Genomic DNA, 12,981 nt, shown 5'->3' with positions numbered 1-12,981 from the left:
CGATGGATCTCTTACCGTCCGCGCACGTCGACACGTTCGCGCGCGACCACCTGCCACCCGATCACCTGTGGCCCGTCATCGAGGCGCCGGGTTATCCCGAACGGATCAACGCCGCCACCGAGCTTCTCCGCGCCCCGGCCGGCCTCGATCGTCCCGCGCTGCGCACCGCCGACGGCGAGACGTGGACCTATGCCGATCTGCGCCGCCGGGCCGGCCAGATCGCCCACATGCTGGTCGACGACTACGGTCTGGTGCCGGGAAACCGGGTCCTGCTCCGCGCGCCGAACACCCCGTGGAACGCGGCCGCCTGGCTCGGTGTGCTCAAGGCGGGCGGCATCGTGGTCACGACCATGGCCGCGATCCGGGCCCGCGAGCTCGCCCCGATCATCGCCAAGACGCGCCCCCAAGTCGCGCTCGTCGACCCACGGTTCGTGGACGACGTCGTCGCAGCCGCACCCGGCCTGCCGGTGGTGACCTCCTTTCCCGAGGGCAAACCGGAAACCTTCGACGACGTCCGGACCTCGTCCGACGACGTGGCGCTGCTCTGCCCGACCTCCGGCAGCACCGGCGTTCCGAAGATCACGATGCACTTCCATCGCGACATCCTCGCCATCGACGACACGTTCGGTCGCCACTACCTGAAACTCACGCCGGACGACGTCGTCGCCTGCTCGGCTCCCTTCGCCTTCACCTTCGGCCTCGGCATGCTGATGGTGTTCCCGCTGCGCGCCGGGGCCTGCTCGCTGCTCACCGAGACGGTGACGCCGGTGCAACTGGCCGACCTGGTCGAGCGCGAAGGCGTCACCGTGCTGGCGACGGCACCGACCGCCTACAAGCAGATCCTCAAGGCGGGCCAGGCAAAGCAGCTCGCCGGGCTGCGAGCCGGGGTCAGCGCCGGGGAACACATCCCGGAAGGCGTCTGGACCCGGCTCCGCGACGAGATCGGCCTGCGGGTCATCGACGGCATCGGCTCGACCGAGCTGCTGCACATCTTCATCTCGGCGGCCGGCGACGACATCCGGCCCGGCGCGACCGGCAAGCCGGTGCCCGGCTACCGCGCCACGATCCTCGGCCCGGACGACGAGGAGGCCGGGCCGGGCGTCGAGGGGCGGCTCGCGGTCATCGGGCCGGTCGGCTGCCGCTATCTCGACGACGAGCGGCAGAAGGCGTACGTGGTGAACGGCTGGAACGTCACCGGCGACACCTTCCTGCGCGACGAGGACGGCTACTTCCACTACCGGTCCCGCACCGACAACATGATCGTCTCGTCGGGCTACAACATCGGCGGCCCGGAGGTGGAGGCCGCGCTCGACGACCACCCCGACGTGGTGGAGGCGGCCGTGGTGGCGCGGCCCGACTCCGAGCGCGGCGCGGTGGTCTGCGCCTTCGTCGTGCTCAAGGACGGCGTCGACCGGAACCCGGCCAAGGTCGCTGAGCTGCAGGACTTCGTGAAGCACCAGCTCGCGCCCTACAAGTACCCGCGCGACGTCCGCTTCATCGACGTGCTTCCGCGCAACAGCAGCGGGAAACTGCAGCACTTCATGCTCCGCCGGATCGTGGAAGGAACGCTCCATTGAGGATCGCCATCGCGGGCGGCGGCCCCGGGGGTCTCTACTTCGCCGCCCTCATGAAACAGCTCGACCCGGCCCACGAGGTCACCGTCTTCGAGCGGAACGCGCCCGACGACACGTTCGGCTTCGGGGTCGTCTTCTCCGACGAGACCCTGGGCGGCATCGAGAACGCGGACACCGTCATCTACGAGAAGATGGCCGCGCGCTTCGCCCGCTGGACCGACATCGACATCGACTTCCACGGCCACCGGTTCACCGTCGGCGGGCAGGGCTTCGCGGCGATGAGCCGCAAGGAACTGCTGCACATCCTGCAGGAGCGGGCCGCCGACCTCGGCGTCACGGTTCATTACCGTACGCCGGCGCCGGACGCCGACACGTTGCGCGCCGGCCACGACCTGGTGCTCGCGGCCGACGGTGTCCACTCCCGCATCCGCACCAAGTACGCCGACGCGTTCGGGCCGTCCCTCGACCGCCGCCGCAACAAGTACATCTGGCTCGGCACCGACCTCGTGTTCGAGGCGTTCCAGTTCGTCGTCAAAGAGACCGGCTGGGGCACCATGCAGATCCACGGGTATCCCTTCTCCGACCGGGGATCCACGTTCATCGTCGAGATGCACGAGGACGTCTTTCAGCAGGCCGGTTTCGACGACGCCGACGCGGTACCGCGGATCGCCGAGATCTTCGCCGGCGAGTTGACGGGCCACCACGTCCTGACCAACAACTCGCGGTGGCTCAATTTCACGACCGTACGCAACGAGCGCTGGCACGAGGGCAACGTCGTGCTGATCGGGGACGCCGCGCACACCGCGCACTTCTCGATCGGCTCGGGCACCAAACTCGCGATGGAGGACGCCCTCGCGCTGGCCGCCTGCCTCCACGAGCAACCGGACGTGGACGCCGCCCTGGAGGCCTACCAGGCGGAACGCAAGCCGGTCGTCGAGTCGACCCAGCGCGCCGCCCAGGCGTCGCTGGAATGGTTCGAGAACATCGGCATGTACGCCCGCCAGGAACCGGCCCAGTTCTGCTTCAACCTGCTCACCCGCTCGCGCCGCATCACGTTCGAGAACCTCAAGGAGCGCGACGACGAGTTCGCGGCCCGCATCGAGGCCGACTTCGCGCGCTCGCAGGGGCAGGCCGACGTCGTCCCGGCGATGTTCCAGCCGGTGCGAATCGGCCCGCTGGAACTGAAGAACCGCGTCGTCGTCTCACCGATGGACATGTACTCGGCGTGCGACGGCGTACCCAACGAACTCCACCTCGTCCATCTCGGCTCGAAAGCCCTCGGCGGCGCCGGACTGGTCATGACCGAGATGGTCTGCGTCTCGGCCGACGGCCGGATCACGCCCGGCTGCACCGGTCTCTGGACCGACGAGCAACGCGACGCCTACCGCCGCATCACCGACTTCGTCCACGGGCGCACGACCGCGAAAATCGGGCTCCAGCTCGGCCACTCCGGCCGCAAGGGCTCGACCAAACTGATGTGGGAAGGCATGGACGAACCCCTCGACGACGGTAACTGGGAGGTGGTCGGTCCCTCTCCGATTCCGTACGGCGTGGACGCGCACGTCCCGCGCGAGATCTCCCGAGCCGAGATGGACGCGGTGGTCGCCGATTTCGCCGCGGCCGCGCGGCGCGGCGTGGACGCCGGCTTCGACCTGGTCGAGATCCACGCGGCGCACGGCTACCTGCTCTCCTCGTTCCTCTCGCCGCTGGCCAACCGGCGGACCGACGAGTACGGAGGATCGCTCGCCGGCCGCCTGCGCTTCCCGCTGGAGGTGTTCGACGCCGTCCGGGCCGCGGTGCCGTCGACGCTGCCGGTGACCGTGCGCATCTCGGCGACCGACTGGGCGCCGGACGGCAACACCGCCACCGATGCGCTGAAAATCGCGCGGGCCTTCGTCGCGCACGGCGCCGCCGCGATCGACGTCTCGTCCGGCCAGGTGGTCAAGGACGAGAAACCAGCATATGGCCGCTCGTACCAGACCCCGTTCGCCGACCTGATCCGCCACGAGGTGGCCGCCGCCGCGGGGGTCAAGGTGATCGCGGTCGGCGCCATCTCGTCGCACGACGACGTCAACTCGATCCTGCTGGCCGGGCGGGCCGACCTGTGCGCGCTCGGCCGGGCCCACCTCTACAACCCGCAGTGGACGCTTCAGGCGGCGGCCGAACAGGGATATCGGGGGCCGGGGGCCGAGTGGCCGAAGCCGTTCGAGGCCGGCCGCCGCAGGCCGCCCGCATCCCGCACCGACAAGATTCCGCCCCGGCTCGCGCTGCTGCGGGCCGGCGACCGCGCCGGGAACGTGCACGTGCGCTGGGTGCCGGCGCGGTGATCCCGTACGGTAGGCCGGTGCTGACGGCCGATCCCGCGGAACCCGGCCGACCGACGCCGTGGATCATCACGCTGTTCGGCATGTACGCCCGGCTCGACGACAACTGGCTGCCGATCGGGGCCGTGGTCTCGCTGATGGCCGACCTCGGCGTCGACGGGACGGCCGTACGCTCCTCGATCTCGCGCCTGAAGCGCCGCGGCATCCTGATCGGCGAGAAGCGTTCGGGGGTGGCCGGATATTCGCCGGCCGAACCCACCCAGCGCTTGCTGGCCGAGGGCGACGTCCGCATCTTCCAGCACGACCGCGCGGGCACCGGCGACGGCTGGGTGATGGTGGTCTTCTCGGTGCCGGAGTCCGACCGCGAGAAACGCCACGAACTGCGCACCACGCTGACCCGCCTGGGCTTCGGCACGGTGACGGCCGGCGTCTGGGTCGCTCCCGGCCACCTGTCCGAACCGGTCCGCGAGGCCATCGACCGCCGCGGGCTGACCGCCTACGTCGACGTCTTCGCGGCCCGCCACCTCGCCTTCGGCGACCTGCCCACGAAGGTTCGCGAGTGGTGGGACCTGACCGAACTGGCGGCGCTCTACGACGAGTTCCTCCAGCGCTACGACCGCCTGACCCCGGCCGCGACGGCCTTGGAGGCGTTCCGCACCTACGTACCGATGCTCAGCCAGTGGCGCCGCCTGCCGTACCGCGACCCGGGTCTCCCTCTCGACCTGCTGCCCCCCGGCTGGAACGGCGTAGCCGCCGGCCACCTCTTCGACACCCTCCACAAGGACCTACGCCCAGCGGCCGACGAGCACGCCTTTCGGACCATCGGCTGATCCCACCGTCAACCAGCGACATGAACCCGATCCGCCTCCTCAGGCCGGCAGGGTGAACCAGAAGCGGCTGCCGCCGCCCGCGTTCGCCTCGACTCCGATCCGGCCGTGGTGGCGCTCGACGATGCGGCGGCAGATGGCCAGGCCCAGCCCGGTGCCGCGGTAGGCGCCGCTGTTCGCCGAGCGGTGGAAGGCGTCGAACACGTGCGGGCGGTCGCTTTCCGGGATGCCGATGCCGTCGTCGGCCACCTCCACCCGTACGGTGCCATCGGTCTCGGCCCGGGCCGAGACCCGGACCTCGGCCACCGACCGGGCGAGGGTGTATTTGACGGCGTTGCCGATCAGGTTGTCGATGACATGGCGCAGCAGCTTCGCGTCGCCGCGGACCGCCGGAAGATCACCGATGACTCGCACCTCGGCACTGCCGGTCGTGGCGTGATCGGCGATTACCTCGGCTACCAGATCGGTCAATGAAACGGCTGTGAGCGCGACGGCGGCCTGGTCCGCCTTCGCGTAGTGCAGCAGATCCTCGACCAGCCGGTCCATCCGGCGCAGGCCGCGCTCGATTCCGTTCAGGTCCCGTTCGCCCTGCTCGCCGAGCATCGCGGCGTGGTCTTCGCGCAGCATCTCCAGGTGCGCCGAGGCGGCGGCGAGGGGCGACTTCAGGTCGTGGGTTGCCATGGTCATGAAGCTGCGCAGTTCGGTCTCGCGGTCAAGCAGCGCTTCCATGGGATGCTCCTAGAGTTTGCTGGGTGGGGGGTGACTCCCACTCTCGGGCGCCCGCGTCCGCGGGCGCGAGAGGCAGGTGTCCCGGGTTGCCCGGGCAAGCGCCCGACCAGTTCGGGGCAAAATATGGCTCTAAGGGAGATTTCAGCCGCAGACTGTGTGCATGAGGCGATGGCTGGCGATCGGAGCGTTCGTGCTGGTCACAGCGGCCGGTGTCACGCTTCGTACCGTGGAGACTCTGCGGTGGTATCCAACGCAGATCGCGAGCGATTTCCACGGTTCACTGCCTCTTGAGCTGACTCGAATCCTGCCCGCGTTGGCCTGGTGTGCGGCCGGCTGCGCGCTAGCCGTTCTCCGACCGCGTAACGCCCTCGGCTGGCTGTTCCTCGCCTACGGCGCGATGCTGTCGTTCGGTACGACGACTCGGTCGCTGATCGTGCACATGGCCGACGAACCGCCGGGCTCGTGGGCGACACGAATCTCCGACGAGTTGAACACCGTGACCTTCTGGGGCCTGCTGACCGTGGTGCTTGCTCTTTATCCGCAGGGGCGTCTGCCCACACGGCGGTGGCGTCTGCCGATGGTCGCCGCCGTCGCCGGGCTCGTGCTGATAGCGGCGTTCGACCTCGCCGAGCCGCAGTTGCAGAGCTGGCATCTCGGATTACTGGGCGATGTCATCGCCTTCACGCTGCTCCTACCCGCGACGGCAACGATCCTGATCGGCACGGTCATGCGGTGGAATCACGCGGTCTACCCGTATCGCCAGCAACTGGGCTGGTTCTTGATGAGCTTGGTCGGACCCTTCAGCTTGTCGAATATCGCCGCCATGGGTGGTTTTTATACGCTTTCCAATACGCTGTTGGATCCCCTACTGATCATGCCGATTGCCGTGGCCTTCGGCGTGCTGCACTATCGCCTGCTCGATATTCGGGCGGTATTGCGTCGGGGTCTCGTCTACGGCGCACTGACCGTGCTGGTATTGGGGCTCTACCTCTTCCTCACCACGGCCTTCACCTCCGCACTCGGTCGCGCGCTGCCGAGCGTACTGACCGGGGTGGTAGTCGCCGTCGTCCTGCTGCCGGCCCGGGACTGGATCCAGCGCGGCGTGGACCGGCTCGTCTTCGGCGCCCGCAGCGACCCCCTTAGGGCTCTGAACGACCTGGGCACGAGTGTCGCCGTAACGGACCATTCCGGCCTGCTGCCGACCGCGGTCGCCGCCGTCGCCGCTTCGGTACAGGCGCAGGGCGCTGCGGTGATCAGCCCGGACGGCAGAACACTGGCCCGCACGGGAGTCGACCTGGACGACCACGTCGCCTTCGCGCTGCGGTTCGGCGGCCGCGAGATCGGCGAGCTCCGCCTCGCGAAGCCGCAGGCCGGCGAGCCCTACTCCAAGGCGGACCGCCGCCTGCTGACCGCCCTCGCCGCCCAGCTGGCCGTGGTCGCGAGCGCCACCGAGCTGACCGAGGCCCTCGATGCCGAGCGGAACCGGGTCGTCGAGGCCACCCGCGACGAACGCGACCGCCTGCGACGCGATCTGCACGACGGCCTCGGGCCCTCGCTCGCCGGCATGAGTCTCGGCCTGCAGGCGCTCACCGGCATGGTTCCCGCGGCGCCCGCCGCGACGCTGGTCGAGCGGCTGCGCGCCGAGACCGACGTCGCTGTGCAGGACATCCGCCGCATCATCGACGGTCTCCGGCCCAGCATTCTCGACACGGTCGGGCTGGCTCAAGCCATCGAACGCCACGCCGGCACCCTCAACGCCGCGGTCCCGGTGGATGTCACCGCCGACGAGCTGCCCGTGCTGACCCCCGACGTCGAGACGGCGGCCTATCGGATCGTCACCGAAGCGCTGACCAACGTGGCCCGGCACGCACAGGCCCACCACGCACGCGTCGTCATCAGAGCGAGCGACGCCCTGCACATCGCGGTCAGCGACGACGGCCGCGGCATCCACGCGACCAGCAGCGCCGGCGTCGGCCTCACTTCCATGCGCCGCCGGGCCGAGGCGCTCGGCGGCGGCTTCGCCGTCCGCACCGACGGCGCCGGAACGACGATCACCGCCACGCTTCCGCTGAGGAGGGCCTGATGTCCGCGCCCCATCGCGTACGGGTGATGATCGCCGACGACCACCCCATGTTCCGTTTCGGGCTGAACGCCGCCATCGGCGCGGCACCGGAGATCGACGTGATCGGTACGGCCGCGTCGGGCGCCGAGCTGATCGAACTGGTCGACCGGGACCCGCCCGACGTAGTCGTCACCGACCTCGCGATGCCAGGCACCGACGGCGCCACTGCCACCGCCACCATCACCGCGCGGCACGGCCAGGTCAAAGTTCTCGTCCTCACCATGCACGAGGACGACGAGGCGTTGTTCGGGGCCATGCGGGCCGGCGCGCGAGGCTATCTGCTGAAGGGAGCAGACAGCGCCGACATCGTCCGCGCGGTGCTGACCGTGGCCCGTGGCGACGTCGTCTACGGCACCGGCGTCGCTCAGCGGATCGTGGACTTCTTCACCGGCACCCACAAGAACTACGCCAAGGCCGTGTTCCCCGAGCTCACCGGCCGGGAACGGGAAATCCTGGAGCTGGTCGCCGCCGGGCAGCGAAACCATGAGATCGCGCGCCGGCTCACGTTGTCCGAAAAGACGATCCGCAACAACGTCGCAGCGATCCTCTTCAAGCTTCAGGTCAGCGACCGAGCGGCCGCGGTGGCGAAGGCCCGCGATGCCGGTCTAGGCGGTACGGGCCGGGGCAGCGCCCCTCCCCGATAACGCGCCTGCGGCCGGTGACGGTGTCGTCACGGCGTGGGCAGCGGCAATCCACCGCGGCAAATCGATCGGCTCGCCGGGGAGGAAGCACTCGGTGTCACCGCCCTTGATTCTGCCTTGACCGGGGCGGTAGGCCCGCTGCTCCACGTGGCGAAGGATCAACTGCTCCGCTTGGCAGCAGGTGAGCAAATTGTCATCCTGACGAGCCAGCAGAGTCCCGCCGCTCAGGACGATGTGTCGGTGGAGCCGATCCGCGGTCGTGGAAATGCCGATCTTGTGGAACGTCGTGCCGTTGTAGTCGACGAATTCCACGAGGTAGAGGTATGCGGGACGCTGAGCGAGGTCGGTTCGCCGCTTCAGCCTCCGCAGGCTGAAGTATCCCGTTGCGGCGCAGTTGAAGCAGCCGCTGTGGCCGGCGCGGATGTGCCCGGGCCGGACGGACACGATGCGCTCGCAGGTGAGGCATCGGCCGCGGACGGAGGTTTGGGTGTTCACATATCCGTCCAGATATTCGATGCCGGCGGCGAGCAGATCATCGCGGATCTCGGCCTCACCGATTCGGGCGTCGATGCCGACCTGCAGGTGGGCACAGGGCTCGCACCCGAACACCCGTTTACCCGCTCGCAGCTTCGCCGTGACATCTCCCAGCCGGGGCCCGGCGTCACGGCCACACCGACCGCACCGGCACGGGAACGGGGTGAGCGCGTTGACGTAGATACCGGTGGGGGTGAGCCCGATGCTGATCGCGATCGCCTCTGCGTCGGCCTGGCTGAACCGACTTTGGTCGCCGATCGCCGCCCGCGTCGGCGCGTAACAGGACTCGCAGCCGTGGCCGGCCCGGAGGTTGTTCAGCCACTTGGTGCTTTGCACCCCGCACGCGAGACACCGGACCGGAACGGGTTTGTTGCTGGTGCGGTAGTCCTGCTGGTTGATCAGCTCGTGACCGTACTCGACGAACTCCGCTGCCACGCAGGGGGTACACAGACCCTGGTTCGGCCGGGGGTCATTGATTCGGCAGCGCTCACACCCTGGATGCCCGTACTTGAGGTTCCGGTTGTAGTGCCGCTGGCACAACGCCGCAGCGAAGACCTTCCGGGAGCACTCAAGAAAAGTGCAAAAAGGGCTTTTCATGCCGGAAAGGATAGCGGGTCGGCGCCTGGGTCGCCCCGAGCCACCGCGACCCGAGCCTCCGCCCTCGACCTGCTGCCCCCGGATTGGAACGGCATCGCGGCCGGCCAGCTCTTCGACACCCTGCACAGGCGGCTACGCCCGGCGGCCGACGAGCACGCCTTTCGGACTATCGGCTGACTCGCCCGGCCACGCGGGTGGACGCCGTGGCGCCGCCGTGGCAGGGGCAGCCACGGTAGGCGACCGGAGTCGTGGCGGGCGGCCTCGGCTGCTGGACCGCGACTTCGATGTCGGCCAGCATTCGGGCGCGCGCGGCCGGGTCGATGCGGTGGCCGCGTACGAAGACGGTGTTGATGCGGGTGGTGTTGCGGATGTCGTGCAGCGGGTCGGCGTCGAGCAGCACCAGGTCGGCGACCGCGCCCCGGGCGATCATCCCCTGGTCGTGCCGGCCGAGGTAGCGCGCCGGGTGCAGCGTCGCGGCGGCGAGGGCCTGAATCGGCGGGAGGCCCGCTCGCACCAACAGCGCCAACTCGTCGTGGAGGCTGAAGCCGGGCATGAGGTACGTCGTGCCGAGGTCGGTGCCGGTCATGAGCGGCACGCCGACCGCGGCCAGCTCGGCGGTGAGGCCGAGACGGCGCCGGAAGAGGTCCCGCGACTCGGCGATCTGGGCCGGGGTACGGCCGGGCAGGTACAGGTTGTCGAGCGCCCAGTCCCAGTAGCCGATCATGTCGGCGCTGAAGTATCGGAACCGCGGGTCCTGCCGGTCGATCCGCTCGGGCATGTCGTTGGTCTCGTGCAGCACCAGCGTAGGCGTGACGAAGGTGCCGTTGCGGGCGACGCGGCGGAACACCCGTTCCGCCTTGCGCCGGTCGTAGGTGCGGGCCGCGGCGTACTCGTACGGCTGCATCCGGTTGAACCAGCCGTTGTAGTCACCGCCGGCGATCGGGACGGCGGTGACGCCGCGGCGCAGACGGTCCTCCTCGGCCGACGTGTCGTACCAGATCTCGAAGAGGTGCTCGACCGTGCGCATGCCGCGGTCGCTGGCCTCGGTCAGCTGGACGAAGTCGGGCACGTGGCCGAGGAACGGCAGGCCGGCCCGGGCCGACTCGTCGGCGATGGCCAGGAAGGACTCCCGGGTGAGTCGCGTGTAGGTCTTGATGAAGGCGGCACCGGCCGCCTGCTGCTGCCGCACGGCGGCTCGAGCCTGCCCGGGGTCGGCCACCGTCAGGTGCACCGACCCGTCCGCGTCCAGGCCGTCCCACAACGACGGCGAACCATCGACAATCTTGCTGCCGATCGACCATTGCGGACCGAGACGGGTGCCGGCGGCGATCTGCCGCTGCCACTCGCGAGCGTCGGAACTGGCCGACATCTGCCGTGTGGTCGTGACGCCGTTCACCGCGTACAGCTCGGGGTCGGTGTCGTCGATGCCGGTCGCGTGGGTGTGCATGTCGGCCAGGCCGGGGATGAGATATTTCCCGGAGCCGTCGATGACCGTGCCGGCGTGCGACGCCGGCACCCGTTGCACCGGGCCGACGTCGAGAATGCGGTCGCCTTGGATGAGCACGGTCTGGCCGCGCCGGACGCCGCCCGACGCGTCGATCACGGTCACGCCCCGCACCGCGACGACCTCGGTGGCCGACCGGCCGGACCGGGCGGCAGCCGGCCGTGAGACTCCGAAGGCGGCGCCCGCGACGCCGAGTGCTGTGCCGGTGAGAATGGTCCGCCGTTGCATGAGGCTCTCCCTGTCCGCCTGTGCCGATGTCAGGGATCAGCCTGCTCGCCCCGGCCGATGCGGACACTGGTGCTGGGTCCCGTTCCGAAGGGGGCCTACTACCCCACTTGGTCGCGGCGGCGGCCGCCGAACGCGGGGCCTGGCGAGAGGCCTAACCGAAGCTTCCGGCGAGCGTGTTGCTCAGGGACCGGCCGGCCTCCCGCAGCTGTTCGACCCGCTCGGCGTTGTGGCGCAGCATCGGGATCGTGCCGAGCAGCGCCATCGCGGCCTGCACCTCGTCGCCGGCGAGAATCGGCACGGCGGCCGAGGCCAGGCCCTCGTGGTCGAGTTCGGCCCAGGCCAGCCGGTTGCGGCGGGCGTTCGCGAGGACCCGCGCCTCGCCGCCGGACAGCGGGTCGTGCAGGCGCTCGGCGACCGCCGGATCGTTCTGGAAGGCCAGCAGGATGCGGGTCTGTGCGGCCTTGGGTTCGAGCACCGTGCCGACGTGCACGGTCAGGATGATGGTGCCCTCACGTGGCTCCTCGACCAGCGTGACCACGGCGCCGTCGCGGCCGAGGAAGCTGAGCACGGACGTCGTGCCGGTCGTCTCGGACAGCTGCCGCATGAGTGGTGGCGCGAGCGCGAGGATCTGCTGGCGCACCGAGGCCAGCGAGGCCAGCTGGTCGAGCAGCGGCCCGGGCCCGAACGACGAGCTGAGGAAGCCGGCGTGCTGCAGCGACAGCAGGTAACGGTGGGCGGTGCTGCGGTTGAGCCCCAGCCGCTCGGCGACCAGCGCCGGGCTGAGGCGGCGCGTGTTCTGGTCGAGGAGCGCGAGCACGTTGGCCGCCCGGTCGATGGACTGGATGCTCATGGCGTTCATATTACAAACGTCGTGTGCGCATAGCGAACAGGCACTATCTCTAGCTGGGAAAACCAGGGCTGGACGCCGGGAAAACTCGTCCGTATGTTGAACAACAGGTCCAGCATCCGAACGTCAGGAGGACCGCATGCGCCGCGCCGAGAAGGTCATCATCACCACGGCGGTCACGGGCTCGGTCAACATCCCGTCCCAGAGCCCCTACCTGCCACTCTCGGCCGAGGAGGTGGTCGAGGCCGCGCTCGGAGCGGTCGAGGCCGGCTCGGCCGTCGTCCATCTGCACGCCCGGCATCCGGACGGGCGGCCCGCCTTCGAACCCGAGATCTTCGACCAGATCGTGCCCCGCATCATGGAGCGCACCGACGCGGTCATCAACATCACCACCGGCGGCTCGTCGGCGATGACGATGGAGCAGCGGCTGGCCGCCGCCAACCGGTTCGAGCCGGAACTGGCCTCGCTCAACATGGGCTCGATGAACTTCGTCTACTCGGGCATCGCCGACCGGGTCGAACAGTGGCGGTTCGACTGGGAGAAGCCGTACGTGCTCAACACGTACGCCCACCCGTTCATCAACTCGTTCGACAAGATCGAGCACACCCTGCGGACCCTTGGCGCGCGCGGCACCCGCTTCGAGTACGAGTGCTACGACATCGGCCACCTCTACTCCCTGGCCTACTTCGTCGACAAGGGCCTGGCCCGGCCGCCGCTGCTGATCCAGGGAGTTTTCGGCATTCTCGGCGGCATCGGGGCCGATCACGAGAACCTGGAACACATGGTCCGCATCGCCGACAAGCTGTTCGGCGACGACTACTCGTTCTCGGCCTTTGCGGCCGGGCGCGACCAGATGCAGTTCGCGACCCACAGCGCCTGGCTCGGCGGGCATGTCCGGGTCGGGCTGGAAGACAGCCTGTGGATCGGCAAGGGGCGGCTCGCCGAGAGCAACGCCCAGCAGGTCGAGAAGATCCGGGCCGCGGTCGAGGACCTGGGCAAGGAGATCGCGAAACCGGCCGACGCCCGGGCCATGCTGGCCCTCAAGGGAAGGTAA

Annotated in this window: 10 protein-coding genes; 6 read left to right on the top strand and 4 right to left on the bottom strand. The window is 69.4% G+C overall.

Translation table 11 applies throughout. From position 1 onward, the window contains the following. Nucleotides 1-2 precede the first annotated feature (2 nt). Genes ACIA5C_RS11175 through ACIA5C_RS11165 form a run of 3 tightly spaced genes read left to right on the top strand, consistent with a single transcriptional unit; the run spans nucleotide 3 to nucleotide 4,728 of the window. Complete coding sequence (locus ACIA5C_RS11175; RefSeq protein ID WP_396053215.1) at nucleotides 3-1,577, top strand: AMP-binding protein; 1,575 nt, start codon at nucleotides 3-5, stop codon at nucleotides 1,575-1,577. Continuing rightward, complete coding sequence (locus ACIA5C_RS11170) at nucleotides 1,574-3,901, top strand: bifunctional salicylyl-CoA 5-hydroxylase/oxidoreductase (protein ID WP_396053213.1); 2,328 nt, start codon at nucleotides 1,574-1,576, stop codon at nucleotides 3,899-3,901. The genes ACIA5C_RS11175 and ACIA5C_RS11170 overlap by 4 nt, the downstream gene beginning before the upstream one ends. A gap of 17 nt (nucleotides 3,902-3,918) precedes the next feature. After that, on the top strand, nucleotides 3,919-4,728 hold the full coding sequence (locus ACIA5C_RS11165) for a PaaX family transcriptional regulator C-terminal domain-containing protein (protein ID WP_396053211.1): 810 nt from the start codon (nucleotides 3,919-3,921) through the stop codon (nucleotides 4,726-4,728). Between the two features lie 39 nt (nucleotides 4,729-4,767). Here ACIA5C_RS11165 and ACIA5C_RS11160 read toward each other — a convergent pair whose 3' ends face one another. Then, the gene (locus ACIA5C_RS11160) at nucleotides 4,768-5,454 is read right to left on the bottom strand and encodes a sensor histidine kinase (protein ID WP_396053209.1); all 687 of its coding nucleotides are present in this window, start codon (nucleotides 5,452-5,454) and stop codon (nucleotides 4,768-4,770) included. A gap of 577 nt (nucleotides 5,455-6,031) precedes the next feature. On the opposite strand from ACIA5C_RS11160, the gene ACIA5C_RS11155 reads away from it, so the two are divergent. Together ACIA5C_RS11155 and ACIA5C_RS11150 are read left to right on the top strand one after the other, a co-directional pair. Further along, the gene (locus tag ACIA5C_RS11155; protein ID WP_396053207.1) at nucleotides 6,032-7,537 is read left to right on the top strand and encodes a sensor histidine kinase; all 1,506 of its coding nucleotides are present in this window, start codon (nucleotides 6,032-6,034) and stop codon (nucleotides 7,535-7,537) included. Further along, complete coding sequence (locus tag ACIA5C_RS11150; protein ID WP_396053205.1) at nucleotides 7,537-8,220, top strand: response regulator; 684 nt, start codon at nucleotides 7,537-7,539, stop codon at nucleotides 8,218-8,220. The genes ACIA5C_RS11155 and ACIA5C_RS11150 overlap by 1 nt, the downstream gene beginning before the upstream one ends. On the opposite strand, the gene ACIA5C_RS11145 is transcribed toward ACIA5C_RS11150, so the two are convergent. The 3 genes from ACIA5C_RS11145 to ACIA5C_RS11135 form a co-directional block, all read right to left on the bottom strand. Next, nucleotides 8,182-9,348, bottom strand: a complete 1,167-nt coding sequence (locus ACIA5C_RS11145; protein ID WP_396053203.1) for a hypothetical protein — start codon at nucleotides 9,346-9,348, stop codon at nucleotides 8,182-8,184. The two genes, ACIA5C_RS11150 and ACIA5C_RS11145, sit on opposite strands and share 39 nt — an antisense overlap. 166 nt (nucleotides 9,349-9,514) lie before the next feature. Continuing rightward, the gene (locus ACIA5C_RS11140; RefSeq protein ID WP_396053201.1) at nucleotides 9,515-11,080 is read right to left on the bottom strand and encodes an amidohydrolase family protein; all 1,566 of its coding nucleotides are present in this window, start codon (nucleotides 11,078-11,080) and stop codon (nucleotides 9,515-9,517) included. A 151-nt stretch (nucleotides 11,081-11,231) separates the two neighbouring features. Beyond that, entirely contained in the window at nucleotides 11,232-11,930 is a 699-nt protein-coding gene (locus ACIA5C_RS11135) for an IclR family transcriptional regulator (RefSeq protein WP_396053199.1), read from the bottom strand. A 136-nt stretch (nucleotides 11,931-12,066) separates the two neighbouring features. Here ACIA5C_RS11135 and ACIA5C_RS11130 point away from each other — a divergent pair, with 136 nt between their 5' ends. Next, nucleotides 12,067-12,981, top strand: a complete 915-nt coding sequence (locus ACIA5C_RS11130; RefSeq protein WP_396053198.1) for a 3-keto-5-aminohexanoate cleavage protein — start codon at nucleotides 12,067-12,069, stop codon at nucleotides 12,979-12,981.

It is taken from the genome of Actinoplanes sp. NPDC051343, from assembly GCF_044455125.1.
In the GTDB taxonomy this organism is placed as follows: Bacteria; Actinomycetota; Actinomycetes; order Mycobacteriales; family Micromonosporaceae; genus Actinoplanes.
Note: the sequence above shows the minus strand (reverse complement) of the source record. Positions and strands in the feature narration are given on the sequence as shown.

Bases quoted from the DNA above. Each gene is read 5' to 3' on its own strand.
- ACIA5C_RS11135 (WP_396053199.1), bottom strand. From the start codon at position 11,930: ATGAGCATCCAGTCCATCGACCGGGCGGCCAACGTGCTCGCGCTCCTC.
- ACIA5C_RS11150 (WP_396053205.1), top strand. From the start codon at position 7,537: ATGTCCGCGCCCCATCGCGTACGGGTGATGATCGCCGACGACCACCCC.
- ACIA5C_RS11160 (WP_396053209.1), bottom strand. From the start codon at position 5,454: ATGGAAGCGCTGCTTGACCGCGAGACCGAACTGCGCAGCTTCATGACC.
- ACIA5C_RS11140 (WP_396053201.1), bottom strand. From the start codon at position 11,080: ATGCAACGGCGGACCATTCTCACCGGCACAGCACTCGGCGTCGCGGGC.
- ACIA5C_RS11155 (WP_396053207.1), top strand. From the start codon at position 6,032: ATGGTCGCCGCCGTCGCCGGGCTCGTGCTGATAGCGGCGTTCGACCTC.
- ACIA5C_RS11130 (WP_396053198.1), top strand. From the start codon at position 12,067: ATGCGCCGCGCCGAGAAGGTCATCATCACCACGGCGGTCACGGGCTCG.
- ACIA5C_RS11145 (WP_396053203.1), bottom strand. From the start codon at position 9,348: ATGAAAAGCCCTTTTTGCACTTTTCTTGAGTGCTCCCGGAAGGTCTTC.
- ACIA5C_RS11175 (WP_396053215.1), top strand. From the start codon at position 3: ATGGATCTCTTACCGTCCGCGCACGTCGACACGTTCGCGCGCGACCAC.